Origin of the sequence: Mesorhizobium sp. (genome assembly GCF_024509055.1) — a bacterium.
In the GTDB taxonomy this organism is placed as follows: Bacteria; Pseudomonadota; Alphaproteobacteria; order Rhizobiales; family Rhizobiaceae; genus Mesorhizobium.
In genome coordinates this window covers 1-20,114 of the sequence record NZ_JANINM010000402.1, presented here as the reverse complement: position 1 = coordinate 20,114, position 20,114 = coordinate 1, and the positions used below count along the sequence as shown (strand labels likewise).

The 20,114-nt window shown below is 64.0% G+C and carries 21 protein-coding genes and 1 pseudogene; 14 read left to right on the top strand and 8 right to left on the bottom strand.

All coding sequences use genetic code 11. The features are described 5' to 3' along the window. A pseudogene (locus Q0L57_RS21240) lies at positions 1 to 283 on the bottom strand (transglycosylase domain-containing protein); the annotation flags it as partial. A gap of 128 nt (positions 284 to 411) precedes the next feature. Here Q0L57_RS21240 and Q0L57_RS21235 point away from each other — a divergent pair. Further along, the gene (locus tag Q0L57_RS21235) at positions 412 to 1,329 is read left to right on the top strand and encodes a polyprenyl synthetase family protein (RefSeq protein ID WP_296745001.1); all 918 of its coding nucleotides are present in this window, start codon (positions 412 to 414) and stop codon (positions 1,327 to 1,329) included. Between the two features lie 94 nt (positions 1,330 to 1,423). Here Q0L57_RS21235 and Q0L57_RS21230 read toward each other — a convergent pair whose 3' ends face one another. Beyond that, a complete protein-coding gene (locus tag Q0L57_RS21230; protein WP_296744999.1) occupies positions 1,424 to 2,320 on the bottom strand; it encodes a LysR substrate-binding domain-containing protein in 897 nt (298 codons plus the stop codon). A 109-nt stretch (positions 2,321 to 2,429) separates the two neighbouring features. On the opposite strand from Q0L57_RS21230, the gene Q0L57_RS21225 reads away from it, so the two are divergent. The 3 genes from Q0L57_RS21225 to Q0L57_RS21215 all read left to right on the top strand — a co-directional run bounded on the left by Q0L57_RS21225 (position 2,430) and on the right by Q0L57_RS21215 (position 8,082). Continuing rightward, positions 2,430 to 3,953 carry a sulfatase-like hydrolase/transferase gene (locus Q0L57_RS21225; RefSeq protein ID WP_296744998.1) on the top strand — a complete coding sequence of 508 codons (1,524 nt, stop codon included), beginning with the start codon at positions 2,430 to 2,432 and terminating at the stop codon, positions 3,951 to 3,953. A 17-nt stretch (positions 3,954 to 3,970) separates the two neighbouring features. Then, entirely contained in the window at positions 3,971 to 5,536 is a 1,566-nt protein-coding gene (locus Q0L57_RS21220) for an ABC transporter substrate-binding protein (protein WP_296744997.1), read from the top strand. A 212-nt stretch (positions 5,537 to 5,748) separates the two neighbouring features. Next, a complete protein-coding gene (locus Q0L57_RS21215; protein ID WP_296744996.1) occupies positions 5,749 to 8,082 on the top strand; it encodes a response regulator in 2,334 nt (777 codons plus the stop codon). Here Q0L57_RS21215 and Q0L57_RS21210 read toward each other — a convergent pair. From Q0L57_RS21210 to Q0L57_RS21195, 4 genes are all read right to left on the bottom strand, one after another. Next, positions 8,051 to 8,851: a Stf0 family sulfotransferase gene (locus tag Q0L57_RS21210; RefSeq protein WP_296744995.1), complete on the bottom strand. Its 801-nt coding sequence runs from the start codon at positions 8,849 to 8,851 to the stop codon at positions 8,051 to 8,053. The genes Q0L57_RS21215 and Q0L57_RS21210 overlap by 32 nt on opposite strands. Before the next feature lie 51 nt (positions 8,852 to 8,902). Further along, complete coding sequence (locus Q0L57_RS21205; RefSeq protein ID WP_296744994.1) at positions 8,903 to 9,763, bottom strand: lytic transglycosylase domain-containing protein; 861 nt, start codon at positions 9,761 to 9,763, stop codon at positions 8,903 to 8,905. A 4-nt stretch (positions 9,764 to 9,767) separates the two neighbouring features. Continuing rightward, positions 9,768 to 11,018: a flavodoxin-dependent (E)-4-hydroxy-3-methylbut-2-enyl-diphosphate synthase gene (ispG, locus tag Q0L57_RS21200; RefSeq protein ID WP_296744993.1), complete on the bottom strand. Its 1,251-nt coding sequence runs from the start codon at positions 11,016 to 11,018 to the stop codon at positions 9,768 to 9,770. A gap of 241 nt (positions 11,019 to 11,259) precedes the next feature. Next, positions 11,260 to 11,439, bottom strand: a complete 180-nt coding sequence (locus Q0L57_RS21195; RefSeq protein ID WP_296744992.1) for a YdcH family protein — start codon at positions 11,437 to 11,439, stop codon at positions 11,260 to 11,262. Positions 11,440 to 11,674: 235 nt separating this feature from the next. Here Q0L57_RS21195 and Q0L57_RS21190 point away from each other — a divergent pair, with 235 nt between their 5' ends. Next, entirely contained in the window at positions 11,675 to 11,878 is a 204-nt protein-coding gene (locus Q0L57_RS21190; protein WP_296744991.1) for a YdcH family protein, read from the top strand. A gap of 21 nt (positions 11,879 to 11,899) precedes the next feature. Here the strand turns inward: Q0L57_RS21190 and Q0L57_RS21185 are convergent, their stop codons facing one another. Next, the gene (locus Q0L57_RS21185; RefSeq protein WP_296744990.1) at positions 11,900 to 12,700 is read right to left on the bottom strand and encodes an IclR family transcriptional regulator; all 801 of its coding nucleotides are present in this window, start codon (positions 12,698 to 12,700) and stop codon (positions 11,900 to 11,902) included. Positions 12,701 to 12,866: 166 nt separating this feature from the next. Here Q0L57_RS21185 and Q0L57_RS21180 point away from each other — a divergent pair, with 166 nt between their 5' ends. From Q0L57_RS21180 to Q0L57_RS21145, 8 genes are all read left to right on the top strand, one after another. Continuing rightward, positions 12,867 to 13,697, top strand: coding sequence for a transporter substrate-binding domain-containing protein (locus Q0L57_RS21180; RefSeq protein WP_296745000.1), 831 nt, complete (start codon positions 12,867 to 12,869; stop codon positions 13,695 to 13,697). A 60-nt stretch (positions 13,698 to 13,757) separates the two neighbouring features. Next, the gene (locus Q0L57_RS21175; protein ID WP_296744989.1) at positions 13,758 to 14,423 is read left to right on the top strand and encodes an amino acid ABC transporter permease; all 666 of its coding nucleotides are present in this window, start codon (positions 13,758 to 13,760) and stop codon (positions 14,421 to 14,423) included. After that, on the top strand, positions 14,423 to 15,073 hold the full coding sequence (locus Q0L57_RS21170; protein ID WP_296744988.1) for an amino acid ABC transporter permease: 651 nt from the start codon (positions 14,423 to 14,425) through the stop codon (positions 15,071 to 15,073). Before Q0L57_RS21175 ends, Q0L57_RS21170 begins: the two co-directional genes overlap by 1 nt. A gap of 4 nt (positions 15,074 to 15,077) precedes the next feature. Continuing rightward, a complete protein-coding gene (locus Q0L57_RS21165) occupies positions 15,078 to 15,872 on the top strand; it encodes an amino acid ABC transporter ATP-binding protein (protein ID WP_296744987.1) in 795 nt (264 codons plus the stop codon). 36 nt (positions 15,873 to 15,908) lie between these two features. Then, entirely contained in the window at positions 15,909 to 16,370 is a 462-nt protein-coding gene (locus Q0L57_RS21160) for a RidA family protein (protein WP_296744986.1), read from the top strand. 21 nt (positions 16,371 to 16,391) lie between these two features. Beyond that, positions 16,392 to 17,597 (top strand): aminotransferase class V-fold PLP-dependent enzyme, encoded by a 1,206-nt coding sequence (locus Q0L57_RS21155; protein WP_296744985.1) that lies wholly within the window; start codon positions 16,392 to 16,394, stop codon positions 17,595 to 17,597. A 92-nt stretch (positions 17,598 to 17,689) separates the two neighbouring features. Then, positions 17,690 to 18,187: a 5-(carboxyamino)imidazole ribonucleotide mutase gene (purE, locus tag Q0L57_RS21150; protein WP_296744984.1), complete on the top strand. Its 498-nt coding sequence runs from the start codon at positions 17,690 to 17,692 to the stop codon at positions 18,185 to 18,187. Then, positions 18,184 to 19,260, top strand: a complete 1,077-nt coding sequence (locus Q0L57_RS21145; protein ID WP_296744983.1) for a 5-(carboxyamino)imidazole ribonucleotide synthase — start codon at positions 18,184 to 18,186, stop codon at positions 19,258 to 19,260. The genes purE and Q0L57_RS21145 overlap by 4 nt, the downstream gene beginning before the upstream one ends. Positions 19,261 to 19,331: 71 nt before the next feature. Here Q0L57_RS21145 and Q0L57_RS21140 read toward each other — a convergent pair whose 3' ends face one another. Beyond that, on the bottom strand, positions 19,332 to 19,742 hold the full coding sequence (locus tag Q0L57_RS21140; protein ID WP_296744982.1) for a lysozyme inhibitor LprI family protein: 411 nt from the start codon (positions 19,740 to 19,742) through the stop codon (positions 19,332 to 19,334). Between the two features lie 245 nt (positions 19,743 to 19,987). Between Q0L57_RS21140 and ykgO the strand changes: the two genes are divergently transcribed. Next, positions 19,988 to 20,113 (top strand): type B 50S ribosomal protein L36, encoded by a 126-nt coding sequence (gene ykgO, locus Q0L57_RS21135; protein WP_040974291.1) that lies wholly within the window; start codon positions 19,988 to 19,990, stop codon positions 20,111 to 20,113. Position 20,114: the final 1 nt, after the last annotated feature.

Here is a 20,114-nt window from a genome sequence, read left to right as displayed (position 1 = left end):
CGCCGAGATCGACGCCGCGATGGAAGCAGAACTGCCCGTCCTCGGACATGATCACCGAATGCGCCAGCACCGGCGCCACGTCGTCGATCGACACCCAGCGCCGGTCGTAGCCGGAAAAGGTGACGAGGTCCTTCAGCATCAGCGTCGAGACGGGATGCACGAATGAAGGCAGATAGAGGAAGGTGAGCACGGCCGGGATCGCCGCCAGCAAGATCGCCGCGAGCAGGCAGCGCCGGCCGAGGCGCTTGAGACTGGCGCGATTCAGGCGCCGAGGTCGCGCCATGTCCAGCCCTTCGGTTTCATGATCGACGATCGGTTCCGTCAAGCCGCCCCACCCATGCCACTCGCCCAACCGGCATAAAGGCGCAAGGCTTCTTGCGCAATGTCTGAGTGTCGGCTACCCGTCCGGCGATGATGAAAGACGACCAGATGGCCTTCGAATCCGCGCTTTTCGCGCGCGCCGCTGCGGTGGAGGTGCTGCTGCGGCAAATCCTCGACGCGCGCCCGCTGACTGGCGAAATCGCGCGACCGGAACGCCTGATGGCTGCCATGCGCCACGGCGTGCTGAACGGCGGCAAGCGGCTGCGCCCGTTTCTGGTCCTGGAAAGCGCTGCGCTCTTTTCTGCCGATGGCGAGGCTGCGCTCCGCGTCGCGGCGGCGCTCGAATGCGTGCACTGCTATTCGCTGATCCATGACGACCTGCCCGCGATGGACGACGACGACCTGCGCCGCGGCCAGCCAACCGTGCATAAGGCTTTCGATGAAGCCACCGCCATCCTCGCCGGCGACGCGCTGCTGACGCTCGCCTTCGATATTGTCGCCGACGAGGCAACGGCGCTGCCGGCTGAGCGCCGCGCCGCCCTCGTGCTGGCACTCGCCCGTGCGGCGGGCGCCGGCGGCATGGTCGGTGGCCAGACGCTCGACCTTGAAGCCGAGCGCCAGCGGCCCGATGAAGCCGGCATCATCAGGCTGCAGGCGATGAAGACCGGCGCGCTGATCCGCTTCGCCTGCGAGGCCGGCGCAATCGTCGCCGGCGCCTCTCCCGCCGACCGCGAGCGGCTGGCCGAATTCGGCTCGGCGATCGGTCTTGCATTCCAGCTCGCCGACGACCTGCTTGACCTTACGGCCGACGCCAAGCAGATGGGCAAGGCGACGAACAAGGACGCTGCCGCCGGCAAGGCGACGCTTGCCGCGCTGCACGGGCCGGACTGGGCGCGCGAGCAGCTTCACGGACTTATCGACCAGGCGCATGCCCTGCTCGAACCCTATGATGAACATGCGGCGCTGCTGAAGGCCGCCGCGACGTTTGTCGCGACACGCAAGAGCTGACAGCGCGGCAAGGCCTTTTTTGAATTGCCTGCTCCCGGGCCAAAAGCCTTCGTCCATCGTAAATCCCGACGATGCGTGCGGCGGGATCCTCTATCTAGTCTTGGGCAATCAGGTCGACCATGGCTTCGATGACGTTGCCGGCAGCCGCCCCCGTGGCCGACCTGTCATTGACGATGATCGAAGTGCGGAACGGGATATCGAACTCAATTTCCTTCAGCGCCAATCCGAACTCGGAATACACGTTCGCCGTGAACGGATCGACGACGGCGAGCGAGGAACTGCCCCTGACCAGCGCGCAAGCCAGGAACGACTGGAAGATATCGGCGACCGTGTTGGCCGCGGTCGCTTCGAGCAGCTTGACGCCATCACGGCTGCGCCGGAAATAGAGTTCCCCCAGCGATACGAACGGATGGCGTGAAAAATCCTCCATACGGACCCGCTCGCGATCTGCGAGCGGATGATCCTTGTCCATGACACAGACGCTGTTGCGCTCGAAGGTGGCGACGCATTTGGCATCGAGAAACGAGACGTCGGCGTCCACCACACCGACATCGGTAAGACGCGCGGCGACCGAAGACACGATTTCCGTCGAGCTGCGCACCGCGATGGTGGTCCTGGCTTCCGGAAAGCGCGTTCGAAGCTGCCGGATCGCTTCCGGCACGATGCGGAACGACATCGCCGCCAGCGTGCCTATGCGAACCAGGCCGCGCTTCAGCTCTCTGATCTCCTGCGCCGCGGTGATGAGATGGCGCGCGCCGTGGAAAGTCTTGCTGACCTCACCGTAGAAAAGCAGTCCCTGCTCGGTCGGAACCAGTCGGCCGTGCGAACGATCAAACAGGCTGAGGCCGGTGTCGATCTCCAGTTCCTGCAGCAGCCGGCTGACGCTTGGCTGCGAGACGTTGAGCGAAGCCGCCGCGCCAGATACGGAGCCGGCAACCATCGTTGCCTCGAAGGCCTCCAATTGCCGGACGCTGAGCCCCGAAAAACGCATCTCTCACTCCCGGTATAGGATTAGCACATACCAGACGAAAATCTTGATCTTTGATTCCGCAGTGGTTCGAGCCGTAGCTGTAGCCTTGGCAGAAACGGGCAGAGCCGTCGTGAAGCGACCCAACCTCATCTTCATTTGCGCCGATCAAATGCGCTATGACGCGCTGTCGGTCACCGGCAATCGCGTCGCCCATACCAGCAACATCGACCGCATCGCCGCGCGCGGCGCGACCTTCCACCGGCATTTCACGCCCAACCAGATCTGCTCGCCGAGCCGTGCGACCATGGCGACGGGTCTTTATCCGCGCCATCACGGCCTGTGGCGCAACGGGGTGGCGCTCGACGATCGGCTGCCCAACCTCTGGCAGGCGCTGTCACGATCGGGCTATGCGACGAGGGGAGTGGGCAAACTCCACTTTCAGCCGCTTCTCGCGCCGGCCGAGCGCGACATGCCGGAATCGCTGGCCTACTGGGAAAGGCCCGGCAGCGAGGACTGGCGTGGCCCCTATTTCGGCTTCGATGCCGTCGACCTCGTCATGGGCGAAGCCAACGAATCCACGCGCGCCGGCCACTATGCCGCGTGGCTCAAGCGAAACCACCCGGAAGTGGTGAGCCTCTATGAGCCCGAAGCAAGTCCCGACGGTCGAGCACGAGATTTGAATGAGGTCTGGAAGAGCGCGGTGCCACGCGGGCTGCACTACACCAACTGGATCGCCGACCGCGCTATCGCCGTCATAGAGCATCAGGGCAAACAATCGAAGCCGTTCGGGCTGTTCGTTTCGTTCCCGGACCCTCATCACCCCTTCGCCCCTCCCCGGCCCTACTGCGACATGTTCCGGCCGGAGCGGATGCCAAGGCCGACCATGCGGACAGGCGAGTTGGAGCGCATGCCGGCCTATCTCGGCCAAGGCGACGATCCGATGAAGGCGCCTTACACCGCCAGTGGCGAGCAGCCGCGCGAGCAGGGCTTCCTGCTTCGCACCGACGACATTTCGGCAGAAACGCTGGCCACCGCGATCGCCTATACGCATGGCATGGTGCAGATGATCGACGACGCCGTCGGGCGGCTGCTTGAGGCGCTGGCGAACGCCGGCATGCTGGACGACACCTATGTGCTGTTCACAGCCGATCACGGCGAACTGCTCGGCGACCACGGGCTGCTGCGCAAGGGGCCGCCACCCTACCGCCAATTGCTGCAGGTGCCATTGGTGCTTTGCGGCCCGGGCATCCGCGCCGGCATAGGCCTCGATGCGCTCACCAGCCATGTCGACCTGTTCGCGACGATCGCGTCGCTGCTCGGCCTTCCGGCGCCGGCTACGGACGGCATCGATCTCAAGCCGCTGATTGACGGACAGGTGGCCGATGTGCGCGACTTCCTCTTCGCCGAATACCATCCGCGCCGCGATGCTCAGCTTTACAACCAATCGATCATCTCGAAGGATTGGCGGTTCACCCGTTATCCCATCCACCCGGCCTGGGGCGAGCTCTTCGACCTTCGCGACGATCCCTGGGAACACTGGAATCTGTTTGCAGAGAACGAGTTCCGCGACCAGGCGCGCATGCTGAACTCGGTTCTCGATAAGCGGCTGCCGCCGCGGCCGCTGATACCTAACGAAGTGCTCGGCGCCTACTGAAACCAAAGGGGGATGACATGAACAATACAATCACGTCCTTGATCCATGGCGGCATGAACCGTCGCCGCTTCCTTCAGACGGCCGCCGCCACGACAATCGCCATGGCCGCGTTTCCGCGTGGCGGCTTCGCCGAGACGCCGCGCAAGGGCGGCACGCTGCGCCTTGGTCTCAATGGCGGCAGCTCCGCCGACACCCTCGACCCGACCCAGCTGATCGGAACGTTTTCCATCAATGTTTCGCGGCAGGTCTACAACACGCTGGTCGAGATCGGCGACGACGGCAAACCGGCACCTGAGCTGGCGGCGAACTGGGAAGCCAGCGACGGCAACAAACGCTGGATCCTCAATCTCAGGTCCGGCGTGCAATTCCATAACGGCAAGGCGTTTGACGCCGAGGACGTCAAATACTCGCTCGGCCTGCATATCGGCGACAAGACGAAGTCGAAGGCCAAGGGGCTGGTCGCTGACATTGCCGAAGTGCGCGCGGCCTCGCCGACGCAGGTCGAGATCCTGCTCAAATCGCCCAATCCCGACATGGATTACGTGCTGTCGGATTTGCACTTCGCCATGGTTCCGGCCGGTTTCAGCGACTGGCCAAAAGCGGTTGGCACCGGTCCGTTCAAGCTCACCGCCTTTCAACCGGGCGTGCGCGCGACGGCCACGCGCAACGAGGCCTATTGGCGCAGCGATCGCGGCCACGTCGACGCGGTCGAGACGCTGGTGGTCAACGATGCCACGGCGCGCATTTCGGCGCTTCAGGGTGGCTCGGTCCACATCATCAACGGCATCGACTACAAGATCGCGCCGCTGCTCAAGAAGGATCCCCGAACCTATCTGGTTGTCACGGAAGGCAAGCAGCATTTCTCGCTGCCGATGGACGCCACCAAGGAGCCGTTCAAAGATCCTGACATCGTCCTGGCGCTGAAGCATGCCATCGACCGCGAGCAGATGGTCAAGCTCCTGATGGCCGGCTACGGCCGCGTCGGCAACGACCATCCGATCGCCGCCAGCGATCCGAGTTTCAATCCCAACATCGCACAACGCAGCTTTGACCCGGACAAGGCCCGCTTTCACCTGAAGAAGGCAGGAAAGAGCGATCTCACGCTCGAACTGCATGCGGCGCCGGCGGCCTTCGAGCAGGCGGTCAACACCGCCGAACTCTTCGCGCAATCCGCCAAGTCCGCGGGCATCACCATCGCCGTCAGGCGCGAGCCCGACGACGGCTACTGGAGCGACGTGTGGTTGAAGAAATCCTGGGTCGCCTCCTTCTGGGCCGGGCGGCCATCGGCCAGCATGATGTTCTCCTCCGTCTATGCGTCAGACGCGCCATGGAACGAGACGCATTGGAAGAACGACAGCTTCGACCGAAAACTCGCGGAGTCACGCTCGTTCGCCGATCCGGCAAAGCGCCGCGAGGTCTATTTCGAACTCCAGCAGATGATCCATGACGACTGCCCGACCATCATCCCGGCCTTTGCCAGTTGGATCGACGCGGCGCGCCAGGAGGTCAAGGGCTTCGTCCCCAATCCCAACTTCCTGCTCAGCGACCATCGGGTCGCCGAACGCATCTGGCTGAGCGCATGAATAAACTGGCGCGGCTCCTCAAAAGCCTCGTCGCGCCAGCTGCAACTGGCTTCAGATCACTTCGGTCCAATCGATAGCCTTGCCGTAGAATCGACGCAGGTCCTCCACGGACCGCGCGGTCAGCATCCTTTGCCGCCCCACCAACGAAATCTTAATGTAAATGAAGCGTAATCCCGACCGTTAAAATTATGCGTATGTGTTGGGGGTAGCGCATGCCGGAATATTCCTCTTTTATCCGGTCGATCCGGATTCGCTATATTTCTGGGCTGCTGATCTTCGCGCTGGCCTCTGCCGCCATCATGTTCGCGCTCAACCGCGTAAATTCCTTCCGCCACGAGGTCGATGCCCTCAGCGGCAATTTCGTCATCTTCGCCCGCGACCTGCGCAATGCCACCAACTTCGCCGAAACGACGGGCACCGCCTGGCGGGCCGAAACGCGTGATGCTCTGACTGCCGCTGCTCGCGGCCATTCCGAACGCCTGATGAGCGAGATCGACACGCTGAACGCGCAGCTGGACGCCATCAGGCCGCGGCTGTCGAAGGACACTTTCAACGCGATCGATTCCGCTTCGGTGAACGGCGACCTGTTCTGGTCGGCGCGCGACATGGTGCGCAATTTCAACCTGATGTCTGTGGCCCAGAAGGTCGACGAGTGGAGCTACCGCGAGATCCGCAACCAGAACGATCTCTTCGCGCAGCCGATGCTGGTGCGCGTGCGCACCGCGCTCGATGAGGAACGGCATATCGCCGATACTTCCAGCGACCGGCTGCTCCTGTGGGCGAGCGGCCTGCTGATCGCCGTGCTCGCCGTTGCCGGTATCTGGATTTTCCGGCCGATGGAGAACGCTATCCGCCGCGCCTTTGCCGAGACGGCCGCGTCGTTGTTCAAGGCCGAGGCCGCCGACCGCGCCAAGTCGGAATTCCTCGCCAACATGAGCCATGAGATCCGTACGCCGATGAACGGTGTTCTGGGCATGGCCGAGCTTCTCGCCAAGACCGAGCTGACCCCGCGCCAGAAGACCTTTACGGACGTGATCGTCAAATCCGGCAACGCGCTGCTCACCATCATCAACGACATCCTCGATTTCTCGAAGATCAATGCCGGCCAGCTGACGCTCGACCCCGCGCCCTTCCGCCTGGCGGAAGCGGTCGAGGACGTGGCGACATTGGTGTCGGCGCGCGTGGCCGAGAAAAACCTCGAGCTTATCGTGCGCGTCGACCCGCGCCTGCCAGCCTTCGTGGTCGGCGATGCCGGCCGCTTCCGGCAGATCGTCACCAATCTGCTCGGCAACGCCGTGAAATTCACCGAGAAAGGCCATGTGCTGATCGATGTCGGCGGCGATATGGTCGGCACGACCGTGCAGCTCAAGGTCCGCGTCGAGGACACCGGCATCGGCATTCCCGCCGAGAAGCTGCAAAGCGTGTTCGAGAAATTCGCCCAGGTCGACAGTTCCTCGACCCGCCGCCATGAAGGCACCGGTCTCGGCCTCGCCATCTCGGCCCGTCTTGTCGACCTTATGGGCGGCAAGATCGGCGTGGAGAGCGAGATCGGGCGCGGCTCCGTCTTCTGGTTCGCCGTGCCACTTCCGGCACACAGGCAGGACACCCGTGACGAGCTGGTGCCGGTCGACGTCACCGGCGCCCGGGTGCTGGTCATCGACGACAATCCGGTCAATCGCGAGATCCTGCTGGAGCAGTTGAGGAGCTGGAGCTTCGACTGCGCCGCCGCCGAAAGCGGGGCCGTCGGTCTCGCCTTCCTCGACCGCGCGTGCCAGCTCGGCGCCTCGGTCGACTGCATTATCCTCGACTACCAGATGCCCGGCATGAACGGCGCCGATGTCGCCAAGGCGATTGCGGCCGACAGCCGTCTGGCGTCCATTCCGGTCGTCCTGCTGACCTCGGTCGACCAGGTCGATTTCGGCAAAATGGTGATCGATTTCGGCATCGTCGCGCATCTGACCAAGCCGGCACGCTCGGCGGTGCTACTCGGAACGGTCATCTCCGCCATTCAGCGGGCCCGCACCCAGATCGGCAAGACGCATTTCGTGCGCGAGCCCGTCATTGCCCAGCCGACAACGCCCGCCTTCACCGTTATTCGCGGCCCGGCGCCTCCCGTGACCGCCGCCCCTGAATCGTCAGCGCCCCCAAGCGGGCCGATCGATATCCTGATTGCCGAGGACAATGACGTGAACCAACTGGTCTTCGGCCAGATCCTCAATGGCCTCGGTCTCAGCCACCGCATCGCTGGCAATGGCCGCACCGCGGTCGAGATGTATCGCTCGCTGCGGCCCAGGCTCGTGCTCATGGACGTCTCGATGCCTGAGATGAACGGGTACGAAGCGACGCGCGCCATCCGTGCCATCGAGCAGCAGAACGGCGGCCACACGCCGATCATCGGCGTCACCGCGCATGCGCTGAAGGGCGATCGCGAAAAATGCGTCGAGGCCGGCATGGACGACTATCTGCCGAAGCCGGTGTCGCCCGACCGCCTCGGCGCCAAGATCGGCACCTGGCTCAGCGAGACGGTCGCGGCAAAGACGGCTTGAACCGAAAGTCGCCCTGATCAGACCGCGCATCCGCATTGTGGCGATACATCCATTCGAGGCTCGTCTCGTCGGCGAGCTTCGCCACGCCCGGTCTGACATCCCTGACGTCCGGTGGCTGAACACCCAAGGTCTCGCAGATGGACACCAGCATCGTGGCGGGATCGCTTGAGAGGCGCTCATAGCCGATCCGCAACGGAGCAATGCCTTGCTCCGCGAACCACGTGTTCCACGCGGCATCATAGGCGTCGAGCCTGGCCAGCTCTCGGCCGATGCGCTCGAAATCGTACTGAGGTTCCTTCGGCGGTCCCAATCTTTCGATCTCGGTCCCATCGGGGGCGACATGCCAAAGGCCGGTCTGCTCGGCCTTGATGAGCGAGACCGCCTGCGCAAGTTTGTCCTCGCGAGAAAGATGGATGTAGAGAACACGGCCAAAGGCCTTTTCGAAGCGCGCCCTGTCCGATGCAAGCCCCGGGAAAATCTGGTCAAGGATAGCAGAAAGCTCCCCAAGGTTTTCTCTCATCAGGCGCAGGCCGAAGATGCCGGTGCCACCCTTCCCCGCGGCGATCGCAGCTTTGAGATAGGCGGCATGGAACTCCAGCTCGCTCATCGTCTCGCGATCGGGCAGGTTCCATTCCTCCGCCCACTCCGACACGTTCTGTCGTCGATAGAAGGAGTGAGGATCGCCGGTTCTGCCGGTCGACGCTAGCAGCTTGCACAGCAGGGTGCTTCCGGTTCGCGGCGTGCCGCAGATAATGTATGCATCGAACATTCTACGGCTCACCTCGGATCCTTGCGTTCATGGTCTCTACGGCGCGCCGGGCTATCGATTGCGCAAAACCACGCAAGCGCCGCCGACACCTTGCAGCTTGCCGCAGATGCCGTCGGCCTCCGCCCGCGAGTCGGCGCCGATCCTGACCGCATAGATGCCGCGCCGGCCGATCGGCGTGCGCACCCGGCTGACCACAGGGTCATGGCTGGCAAGCAGCGCCGGGAACCGGCTCCGCACCCTCAGCCACTGGTTGATAGCCGCCGAGCGGCGGAAATTGCCGGCCACCTGTATGCCCCACGGCTTGACGTTGATCGAGGCCATGGCGACGGTCTGTGACATGATTACCGGCAACTTGCGGCAAGCGACCGCGAAGCTCGTCTTGGCATCGAGCGGCTGGACGGTTCCGGCATACGACGTGTCCGAGAACTTGTCGACCGGCTCGCCCATGATGTCGAACACATAGCTTTCGGTCTCCATCGGCAGGAAGCCGCCGGAGGAGAGCCAGCGCGACACCCGGTTCTCGCCGGCATTGTAGGCGGCAGCGGCGAGGCCGAGATTGCCGTAACCGACCTTCATCTCGGCGAGATATTTCGCCGAGGCCGGGATCGCCTGCTCGATGTCGAACGGATCGGCGAGCCCGCGCAACTTGGCCGTGCCCGGCATGAACTGGGCGATGCCTTCGGCGCCGACCGGGCTGACCGCGTTGGGATCGAAGCGGCTTTCCTTCCAGATCAGCCTTGCGAAGAAATCCTTGGGCAGGCCGTTCTTGTCGGCCTCGGTCTCGATCAGGTCGCAGACACGGCTGATCAGCTGTTTTGCCGCGGAGCGGGACTGTGGCGGATCGGCAAATGCCTGGCCGGCCGAAACCAGTGTGCAAGTCAGGATGAGCGCCACCCCGGACAAGCGCCGCATTGGCCTACTCGGCCGCGGCTTTGCCGTGCCCGTACCGCTGCTCGATATAGTCGCCGACCATCTTCTCGAAATCCTGCGCGATCGACGGACCGCGCAGCGTCGCCGCCTTCTTGCCGTCGATGAAGACCGGTGCCGTCGGCGTCTCGCCGGTGCCGGGCAGCGAAATGCCGATGTCGGCATGCTTGGACTCACCGGGCCCGTTGACGATGCAGCCCATCACCGCGACCTTGAGGTTCTCGACGCCAGGATATTTCTCGCGCCACACCGGCATGTTCTTGCGGATGTCGGCCTGGATGCTCTGCGCAAGTTCCTGGAACACGGTGGAGGTCGTGCGGCCGCAGCCGGGACAGGCGGCGACGATCGGCACGAATTGGCGGAAGCCCATCGTCTGCAGCAATTCCTGCGACACCTGCACCTCGCGTGTGCGGTCGCCATTCGGCTCCGGCGTTAGCGAGATGCGGATCGTGTCGCCTATGCCCTGCTGCAGAAGGATGCCCATCGCCGCCGAAGAGGCGACGATGCCTTTGGTGCCCATGCCGGCTTCGGTGAGGCCGAGATGCAGCGCATGGTTGGAGCGCGTGGCAAGCGCGGTATAGACGGCGATGAGATCCTGCACGCCGCTGACCTTGGCCGACAGGATTATCTTGTCGCGGCCTAGCCCGATCTCTTCCGCCATTTCGGCCGACAGGATCGCCGACTGCACGATCGCCTCGCGGGTAACCTCTTGTGCGGTGAGCGGCGAGCCCCTGCTCTGGTTCTCGTCCATCAGCCGGGTCAGGAGCTCCTGGTCGAGCGAGCCCCAGTTGACGCCGATGCGCACTGGCTTGTCGTGCCTGATCGCCATTTCGACGATCGCCGCGAACTGCCGGTCCTTCTTGTCCTTGAAGCCGACATTGCCGGGATTGATGCGGTACTTCGCCAGCGCCTCGGCGCAGGCCGGATGGTCGGCAAGCAGCTTGTGGCCGATATAGTGGAAGTCGCCGACAAGCGGCACGTCGATGCCGAGCCGCAACAGCCTTTCATGGATGCGCGGCACCGCGGCGGCGCTCTCGTCGCGGTCGACGGTGATGCGCACGATCTCCGAACCGGCCCGGTGCAGCGCGGCAACCTGAGCGACCGTCTGGTCGACATCGGCCGTGTCGGTGTTGGTCATCGACTGCACGACGACGGGCGCGCCACCGCCGACGATCACCCCGCCGACGGAAACGCCGACAGATGTTCTGCGCGGGAAAGGAGAAGAAAAATATCCGGTCATGCCGGCCGCCTTCATCTGAGGTTCCGGGCATGAGGTGGCGGACCAAAGATGGCTTGTCAATGGCAAGTGACAGCCGTCGGCCGCAATTCGGTGGCTCGGCATCGGCGGCCAGACCTAGGCCAGCTTGCCGGATACACGTCCGAACGGCTCGGTGATCTCAGCGTAAAACACCGTGCCGGTGGCATTTTTGCCACCGGAGGGGTGCACCGCGGCGGGTACGGTGATGTGATCTAGAAAAGCTTCAGTGTGCTGTCGGTTTTCCCTTCAGCTTTTCAATCTCGTCCTTGATTGCCAACTTGCGCCGCTTGAGGCACGCGATTTCGAGGTCGTCCACCGAAGGATGGTTCATCGCGTCGGTGATTTCGCGCTCGATGTCGCCGTGCTTCCGTTGCAGCTCATCAAGATGGGACGCAAGAGACATGATTGGTTCTCCCTTTCATGGTTTCCTCGATTGCAGCCGCCGCGGGCGCGTCCACCGCAGGCTCACGACTGTGACGGCACGATGACAGTTTGCCACCATCCGATCTCGATGTCGAATGCCCCGTGGTAGCATTCCACGGCAATGTGAAATGTGATAAGGGCTGCGCGCCGGCACAAACCCAACCGGCCCCGCCCATCGGCCCATCCTCGGGCGACGCATACGCAGACGGTAGATAATGTCCGAACAGGAACAGGCTGAGATACGCCTAGAATACTCCCGGCTGAAACAGGAACACGCCGATTTCGACGCCGCCATCAATGCGATGATCGCCACCGGATGTGACCCGCTTCAGATCCAGCGCATGAAGAAGAAGAAGCTTCTCCTCAAGGACAGGCTGATGGCGCTGGAAGACCGCATCATTCCCGACATCATCGCCTGACCTGTCCGGCCTGGGCCGCGTTCAGGAGATCGAAAGCCTGGCGGCGCGTTCGCGCAGCAGCGCGAGCAGCTCGCCGGTCCGCTCCTCGGATGTGTCGATCGGAACCACCAGGCACATCGTCGCCTCGACATTGCCGGGCGCCGAAAAGACGGGTGCGGCCAGGCACTTGGTGTAAGCATCGACAAGGCCCGAAGTCACGCAATAGCCGGTGACCCGGGCACGCGCGATGTCGTCGATGAAATCCCCGAGCTCGAGCCTGCGACCGTCCGGCAAGACCAGATCATCATCGGAAATCATGGCTTCGATCCGGCCCCGCTCGAAGCCGGCGAGCAGCAGCCTGCCGGAGGCTGTCCAGGGCAGCGGTATCTGCAGGCCGGTCGCGGAGCTGATGCGGAACGGCCTCGTGCCCGGGCTGGAATGGACGATGGTGTAGCGACCGCTCTGCAGCATGCAGAGTTCCGACGTCTCACCCGTCTCCCGCGACAGCGTGTCGACCTCCTGCCGCCCGCGCCGCAAGAGGTCGTTGCCGCGCATATAGGCCATTCCATAGAGGTAAAGCTTCTTGCCGAAATAGACGCGATTGCCGTCGCCAGCCATCTCCAGCAGCCCGGCTTCGACCAGCTCGCGCACCAGCGTGTAGGTCGTCGAACGCGGTGCGTTCACCCCCTTCGCCAGCTCGCCGATCCCGACCGCGCGCTGCGTGGCGTGCAGGAACTCCAGGATGTGAAGAACCCGGTTGAGGCCCTTCTCACGTGAGTTCGCCGGTCTCTCCTCGGCCGCGCCGCCCCCAGGCCAAGCGGCCGACACTTCACTATCTTGCATTGTCGATTCCTGATGTTAGTATGTCTTGTACAGGATACATGCGTCTCTTGTAAGAGACAATAGCTACTAATCAATGGCGCACGTATCGCTGCACCAAGGGGAACAACCGCGAAAGGAGGTCGCCGTGAACGACACATCCGGAAGACGTGATTTTCTGAAAATGGGAATGGCGGGGCTGGCTACCGCCGGCGCGCTGGCCGCGGTCAGCTCGGAGAAGGCAGCCGCGCAGGCCGCCTCCGACAGCGTGCTGCGCACCGTGCTCGATCGCGGCAAGCTGATCGTCGGCACCGGCAGCACGAATGCGCCATGGCACTTCGAGAACGATGCCGGCGAGCTGGTCGGCATGGACATCACCATGGGGCGCATTCTCGCAAAAGGTCTTTTCGACGACCCGACCAAGGTCGAATTCGTCATGCAGGATCCGGCCCAGCGCATCCCTAACGTCACCACCAACAAGGTCGACATCACCATTCAGTTCATGACCATGAGCGCGCAGCGCTCGCAGTTGATCCACTTCTCCAGGCCTTACTATGTCGAGGGCGTCGCTTTGCTGACGCTGCCGACAGCCGAGAACAAGACCTTCGACAAGCTCTTGGCCGGTGGCTCCGCCACGCGCGTCTCCATCCTGCAGAATGTCGATGCCGAAAGCTCGGTCCACTACGCGCTGCCGCAAGCGCAGGTCATGCAGATCGACACCCAGGCCAATGTGCTGCAGGCGCTGGAATCCAAGCGCGTCGACGCCGCCGCCGTCGATCTCTCCACCGTGCGCTGGCTCGCCTCGCGCAACCCGGACAAGTATTTCGATGCCGGCAAGAGCTGGTATTCGATGCTCTATGGCGCAGCGGTGCGGCAAGGCGATCTCGACTGGCTGACCTTCGTCGACCAGACCTTCACTATCGCCATGTTCGGCCACGAGACGGCGCTCTATGACGCCGCCTTCAAGGAATATTTCGGCCAGGAGCCGCCGCCCCGCCACCCGGGCTTCCCGATCATCTGACAAAGCGGCGGAAGGGTGTCGGAAACACCCTTCCGCCTGTTTCTCAATCGAGACGGACGCATGGGCTATACGCTCAATTTCAACCTGATCTGGCGGCATTTCGACAAGCTCTCGGGCGGGCTTCTGCTCAGCTTGGAGCTTGCCGTGATCTCGATCGCCATCGGCATCGTCATCGGGCTGGTGCTGGCGGTGTGGTACGTCTCGGCCGGACGCGTCGTCCGCTCCATCATCGCGGCTTACGTCGAATTCATCCGCAACGTGCCGCTGATCCTGCTCGTCTATCTGGTTTTCTACGGCTTGCCGACCGTCGTCGACCTCGCCTACAGCGCCCAGACCTCGTTCGTGGCGACGCTTGCGCTTTATAGCGGCGCGTATCTGGTCGAGGTGTTCCGCTCCGGCCTGGAGGCCGTCCCGCGCGGCCAGATCGATGCCGGCAAGGCGATCGGCCTGACGCCGTGGCAGCGGCTGTTGCATGTGCGCCTGCCGACGATGATGCGCATCACGCTGCCGGCGCTCTCCAACACCTTCATCTCGCTGTTCAAGGACACTTCGGTCGCTTCGGTCATCTCGGTGCCCGAGCTGACCTATGGCGCGCAGTGGATCAATTTCAACACCTTCCGCATCGTCGAGGTCTATCTCGTGGTGACGGCGATGTATCTGGTGACGGGCTATGCCCTTCTCTTCGCGCTGCGGCTGGTCGAGCGCTGGTACAGGACGGCGCGCTGATGCTGAGCCAGATCGCCTATGCCTTGCCCTTCCTCGCCAAAGGCTTCGCGCTGACGCTCTGGGTGTCGCTCCTCGTCGTCGCGCTGTCGCTGGTCGCCGGCGTCATCCTCGGCGTCGGGCTCGTCTATGGGCCGGCGCCGCTGCGCTGGGCCGTGCGCATCTTCAGCGACACCATCCGCGGCATCCCGATCCTGGTGTTGATATTCTTCGTCTACTACGGCCTGCCGGCCGTTGGGCTGCATCTGCCTTCATTCTGGGCAGCCGTGCTGGCGCTCACCCTCTTCAAGACGGCGCAGGTCGTCGAATATCTGAGGGGCGCGGTCGCCTCGATACCTAAGGGTCAGTCGGAGGCGGCGATGGCGATCGGCCTCACCTTCCGCCAGCGGCTCGCCTACGTCATCTTCCCGCAGGCCTTCCGCCGCTTCCTGCCGCCATGGATCAACGGCGTCACCGACGCGGTGAAGGGCAGCGCGCTGGTCTCGCTGCTCGGCATCACCGACCTGATGCAGGCAATCAACCAGGTCATCGGCCGCACCTATGAGGCGATGCCGCTCTATATCCTCGGCGCCCTGATCTACTTCGCCGTCAACTACGCGCTCTCATACGCCAGCCGGCGTTTGGAGCGCCGCTTCGCCTTCATCCGGGACTGACGTCATGGCCACAGGTTCCAGCAACAGCCCAGCGCTTCTCGATATCGCCGAAGTCTCGAAATCCTTCGGCGCCGTCGAGGTGTTGCGCTCCGTCAGTCTCACGGTCTCAAAGGGCGAGGTGGTAACCATCATCGGCCCCTCGGGCAGCGGCAAGACCACGTTGCTGCGCTGCGTCAATTTCCTCGAAAGCTACGACAGCGGCTCGATCCGCATCGACGGCAAGGAGGTCGGCTTCCGCGATGGCGGGGCGCGCCAGAAGCGCAGCGAGCGCGACCTCGCTGCCATGCGCGCCGAGACCGGCATGGTGTTCCAAAGCTTCAACCTCTTCCCGCATCTGACGGCGGCCGGCAACATCATGCTCGGCCTCACCAAGGTGCGGGGCAAGAGCAAGGCGGAAGCCCGCTCGATCGCCGAGCATTGGCTCGGCCGCGTCGGTCTTGCCCACAAGGCCGACAGCCTCCCGGCGGAGCTCTCCGGCGGCCAGCAGCAGCGCGTCGGCATCGCCCGCGCGGTCGCCATGGAGCCGAAGATCCTGCTGCTCGACGAGATCACCTCGGCGCTCGATCCCGAACTCGTCGGCGAAGTGCTGGCGGTTGTGCGCAGCCTGGCGGAAGACGGCATGACGATGGTGATGGTGACCCACGAGATGGCCTTCGCCCGGGATGCCTCCAGCCGCATCGTCTTCATGGCCGATGGCGGCGTTTCGGCGGTCGGGCCGCCGAAGGATGTGCTCGCCGCGGAGACGACCAACGAGCGCCTTCGAACCTTCCTGGCGCGCTTCCGCGCCTCGCATTTCTGACATCGGGCGGCGAAAAGCCGCCAAGGAGCATTCCCTATGACGCCTTACACCCGGCTCGCCGAACTCGGCCTGACGCTGCCCGAGCCGCCGACGCCCATCGCCAATTTCGTAACCCATGCCGAGAGCGGCCGGCTGATCTTTCTCTCCGGCCAGGGGCCGTTGCGTGCCGACGGCACGCTCTGCACCGGCAAGGTCGGCGAGGATGTGACCGTCGCGCAGGCCTATGAACACGCCCGCCTCACCGGCCTCAACCTGCTCGCCGTCATGCATGCGGCGGCCGGCGACCTCGGCCGTATCGTGCGCGTGGTGAAGCTGCTCGGCTTCGTCAACGCCACGCCGACCTTCGGCGACCATCCCAAGGTGGTCAATGGCTGCTCCGATCTCTTCGCCGATGTCTTCGACAAGATCGGCGGCCACGCGCGCTCGGCCATCGGCGTCGGCTCGCTGCCTGGAAACATCACTGTCGAAATCGAAGCGGTCGTCGAGATCGCGGCCTGACATCAACGGGATCTGCTTGCCATGAAAACCTATTCCGACACCGGCTCCAACTCCACGATCCGCGAGAGGCTGGGCCTTCGCCCTATCATCAACGTCTCCGGCACGATGACGACGCTGGGCGCCTCGATCATCGTTCCTGAGGCGATCAGCGCCATGGCCGAGATCGCCTCGCAATGGGTGGAGATGGACGATCTGCAGCGCGCCGCGAGCGCTGTCATTGCCCGCCTCACCGGCGGCGAGGCAGGCTTCATTACCGCCTGTTGCGCCTCGGGCATCACCATGGCGGTGGCCGGCGCGATGACCGGCACCAACCTTTTGGCGATCGAACGCCTGCCCGACGACACTGAAGGGCTGAAGTCGGAAGTCGTCATCCAGCTCGGCCATATCGTCAATTACGGCGCGCCGATCGACCAGTCGATCCGCGTCGCCGGCGCCAGGGTGATCCCGGCAGGCACCGTCAGCGTCACCCAGGATTATCATGTCCGCGAGGCGATCAACGAGCGCACGGCGGCCGCGCTCTACGTCGTTGCCCATCATACCGTGCAATACGGCATGCTTTCGCTGGAGGAGTTCTGCGAGATTTGTCACGCCAAGAATATTCCGGTGATCGTCGATGCGGCTTCGGAATACGACCTGCGCAGCTTCCTCGCCCGCGGCGCCGACATCGTCGTTTATAGCGGCCACAAGTTCCTGAGCGGCCCGACCAGCGGCATCGTCACCGGTCGCAAGGACCTTGTCCGCGCCGCCTATCTGCAGAACCGGGGCGTGGCGCGGGCCATGAAGGTCGGCAAGGAAAGCGTCGCCGGCACGATGGCGGCGCTCGATGCCTGGGAGAAACGCGACCATGCCGGTATCCGACGACGCGAGGAAGCGGCGCTCAATCTGTGGAAGGACGCGCTGCAAGGCATTCCCGGCATCGGCGCTCAGATCATCCCCGATCCGACCAACAATCCGCTCGACCGCCTGCAGATTTTTGTGCGCCCGGAAAGCCGCTTCACCGCCGCCGGCCTCGCCTCGGCGCTGGCCGCTGCCTCGCCACCCATCATCGTGCGCAACCACGAGGTCGAGCGCGGTCATTTCTTCCTCGACCCGTGCAACCTGCATCCGGGCGAGGCCGAGATAGTGGCCGGGCAACTGCGCGCCATGCTGACGGCCAAGGACCGGCCGTCCGATGCGATGAAGGTGGCGCGCAAGGATTCGTCGGGCGCGCTGCGCTGGCCGGACTAGGCTGCCTCCATCGGCGCACGTAAGCCGCGACAATCCTTGCGGCTATGCGCGAATTCCGGTAAGGCGCGCCTTTGCCGCCGGAGAGCGAACCCTTGACCGATCAGCGTGCCGACGTCGCCATCATCATGGGCAGCCAGTCCGACTGGGCGACGATGCGCCAGGCGGCCGAAACGCTGGAGGCGCTGGGCATTCCGCACAGGCGGCTGATCGTCTCTGCCCACCGCACTCCCGACCGCCTTTATGAATTCGCCAAGGGCGCCAAGGCCGCCGGCTTCAAGGTGATCATTGCCGGCGCCGGCGGCGCCGCGCATTTGCCCGGCATGACGGCGGCGATGACGCCGCTACCCGTCTTCGGCGTTCCAGTGGAATCCAAGGCGCTGTCCGGACAGGATTCGCTGCTGTCCATCGTGCAGATGCCGGCCGGCATTCCGGTCGGTACGCTGGCGATCGGCAAGGCGGGCGCGGCCAACGCAGCGCTTCTGGCGGCCGCCGTGCTTGCCCTCAGCGACGACAAGCTCGCCGCCCGGCTCGATACCTGGCGCGCAGCGCAGACGGCAAAAGTCGCCATCGAGCCGGCGGACACGCAGTGAGCCTGGCGCCCGGATCGACCATCGGCATCATCGGCGGCGGCCAGCTCGGCCGCATGCTGGCGGTCGCCGCAGCACGCCTCGGCTTCCGCACCATCGTGCTCGAGCCTCAGGCCGATTGCCCGGCGGCGCAGGTCGCCAACCGGCAGATTGTTGCTGCCTATGACGACACGGCCGCCCTCGAAGAACTCGCCACCGCTTCCGATGTCGTCACCTATGAATTCGAGAACGTTCCCGTCGGAGCCGCGGAAATGCTCGTTGCGCGCGTTCCCGTTTGTCCGCCCGCGCGGGCGCTCGAAGTCGCTCAGGACCGCGTGACCGAGAAGAATTTCCTGAACGGCATCGGCATTCCGACAGCACGGTTCTGTCCGGTTGACAATGACGACCAGCTGACAGCGGCGCTGAAGGCGTTTGATGGCAGCGGCGTGCTAAAGACGCGTCGCATGGGCTATGACGGCAAGGGCCAGCGCGTCTTCCGCAACATGGAGGCGGGCGGCTTCGCCGGCACATGCGAGGCGATGGGCAATGTGCCGCTGATCCTCGAATCGCTGGTCGCCTTCGAACGCGAGATCTCGGTCATTGCCGCGCGCGGGCCGGATGGCTCCGTCGCCGCATACGATCCGGCCGAAAACGTCCACCGCGAAGGCATCCTGCGCACCTCGACGCTTCCGGCGGCAATTGGTCCGACGACAGCGGCTGCGGCCAAGGATGCGGCGTCAAGAATCCTCTCGGCGCTCGACTATGTCGGCGTCATCGGCGTCGAGTTCTTCGTCCTGGCCGACGGCTCGCTGCTCGCCAACGAACTGGCGCCGCGCGTTCACAATTCCGGCCACTGGACGGAAGCCGCCTGTGTCATCTCGCAGTTCGAGCAGCATATCCGCGCCGTCGCCGGCCTGCCGCTGGGCTCGCCCGACCGGCATTCCGACTGCGTGATGGAAAACCTGATCGGCGACGACATGCTGAAGGTGCCGGCCCTGCTCGCCGAACCTGACTTGATGCTGCACCTCTACGGCAAGGTCGAGTCGCGTCCTGGCCGCAAGATGGGCCATTTCACGCGCATCAGCCGGCGAAGCTGAGCAATCGCAGGAAAGGCGTTAAGCGGTCTTCTGTCCGAAACGGCGTGGAGTAAGCTCTAGGCTGCTGCAACCTAGTTGTCACCATCGTCCGGGCTGGCGCAACTCTGGTCGCTCTCCTGGCAATTGGAGCCTGACGTGAGCTGCTTGGTCCGCTCATTGGTCAGCGCCGTAAGGCATTGCGAGACCTCCATCGGATGGATGGAGCCGCCTACGCTCGCCGCGGTCGAGTAGGTGCATTCGGCGTCGCGGAACGTGATCCAGGCACGCTGTGCCGTCTGCAGCAACTGGTTGGTCTTCTGGTCGTTGCGGCGCACAAGATCCTGATAGGTCTGGTTGAGCTTGGCATCCGCGGTCTGGTAGTCGACGCCGGCGCAGATTGTCATCATCGACTGGCTGTCGTCGTTGGGATCGCATTCCTGCGCCCACGCTGCCGAAGCCGTCGCCAGTGCTGCCAGGCAGACAGACAGAAAGAGACTGCGCATTGTGACCTCCAGATCGCTTCGCGTCGCGGCACCATTCCAGCGCCCCTTGAGTCGCGCAATGCCGCGCCGGCCGGATGGGCGAATATTTGATGGACCGCGCATTTGCTGCATGCCATCTGCTTGCTTGCGGTTGACATGGGCAAGGCTCTTCGTTTATGAGCCACGCAACTTCAAAGGCGCGCTTTTTTCCGGGCGCGCCTTTAAAATTCGGCCCGGGATCGGGCCCAGACCGAACAGGCAAGACCATGAAGATCAAGAATTCGCTCAAGGCGCTCAAGGCGCGTCACCGCGACAACCGGCTGGTTCGCCGCAAGGGACGCATCTACATCATCAACAAGACCGCTCCGCGCTACAAGGCGCGCCAGGGCTGAG

What these genes read in the sequence shown, in the direction of transcription:
- Q0L57_RS21170 (WP_296744988.1), top strand. Translation starts at nt 14,423, where the DNA reads ATGCTGAGCCAGATCGCCTATGCCTTGCCCTTCCTCGCCAAAGGCTTC.
- Q0L57_RS21215 (WP_296744996.1), top strand. Translation starts at nt 5,749, where the DNA reads ATGCCGGAATATTCCTCTTTTATCCGGTCGATCCGGATTCGCTATATT.
- ispG (WP_296744993.1), bottom strand. Translation starts at nt 11,018, where the DNA reads ATGACCGGATATTTTTCTTCTCCTTTCCCGCGCAGAACATCTGTCGGC.
- Q0L57_RS21140 (WP_296744982.1), bottom strand. Translation starts at nt 19,742, where the DNA reads ATGCGCAGTCTCTTTCTGTCTGTCTGCCTGGCAGCACTGGCGACGGCT.
- Q0L57_RS21155 (WP_296744985.1), top strand. Translation starts at nt 16,392, where the DNA reads ATGAAAACCTATTCCGACACCGGCTCCAACTCCACGATCCGCGAGAGG.
- Q0L57_RS21165 (WP_296744987.1), top strand. Translation starts at nt 15,078, where the DNA reads ATGGCCACAGGTTCCAGCAACAGCCCAGCGCTTCTCGATATCGCCGAA.
- ykgO (WP_040974291.1), top strand. Translation starts at nt 19,988, where the DNA reads ATGAAGATCAAGAATTCGCTCAAGGCGCTCAAGGCGCGTCACCGCGAC.
- Q0L57_RS21235 (WP_296745001.1), top strand. Translation starts at nt 412, where the DNA reads ATGATGAAAGACGACCAGATGGCCTTCGAATCCGCGCTTTTCGCGCGC.
- Q0L57_RS21185 (WP_296744990.1), bottom strand. Translation starts at nt 12,700, where the DNA reads ATGCAAGATAGTGAAGTGTCGGCCGCTTGGCCTGGGGGCGGCGCGGCC.
- Q0L57_RS21195 (WP_296744992.1), bottom strand. Translation starts at nt 11,439, where the DNA reads ATGTCTCTTGCGTCCCATCTTGATGAGCTGCAACGGAAGCACGGCGAC.
- Q0L57_RS21160 (WP_296744986.1), top strand. Translation starts at nt 15,909, where the DNA reads ATGACGCCTTACACCCGGCTCGCCGAACTCGGCCTGACGCTGCCCGAG.
- Q0L57_RS21230 (WP_296744999.1), bottom strand. Translation starts at nt 2,320, where the DNA reads ATGCGTTTTTCGGGGCTCAGCGTCCGGCAATTGGAGGCCTTCGAGGCA.
- Q0L57_RS21180 (WP_296745000.1), top strand. Translation starts at nt 12,867, where the DNA reads ATGGCGGGGCTGGCTACCGCCGGCGCGCTGGCCGCGGTCAGCTCGGAG.
- Q0L57_RS21220 (WP_296744997.1), top strand. Translation starts at nt 3,971, where the DNA reads ATGAACAATACAATCACGTCCTTGATCCATGGCGGCATGAACCGTCGC.
- Q0L57_RS21210 (WP_296744995.1), bottom strand. Translation starts at nt 8,851, where the DNA reads ATGTTCGATGCATACATTATCTGCGGCACGCCGCGAACCGGAAGCACC.
- Q0L57_RS21205 (WP_296744994.1), bottom strand. Translation starts at nt 9,763, where the DNA reads ATGCGGCGCTTGTCCGGGGTGGCGCTCATCCTGACTTGCACACTGGTT.
- Q0L57_RS21175 (WP_296744989.1), top strand. Translation starts at nt 13,758, where the DNA reads ATGGGCTATACGCTCAATTTCAACCTGATCTGGCGGCATTTCGACAAG.
- Q0L57_RS21190 (WP_296744991.1), top strand. Translation starts at nt 11,675, where the DNA reads ATGTCCGAACAGGAACAGGCTGAGATACGCCTAGAATACTCCCGGCTG.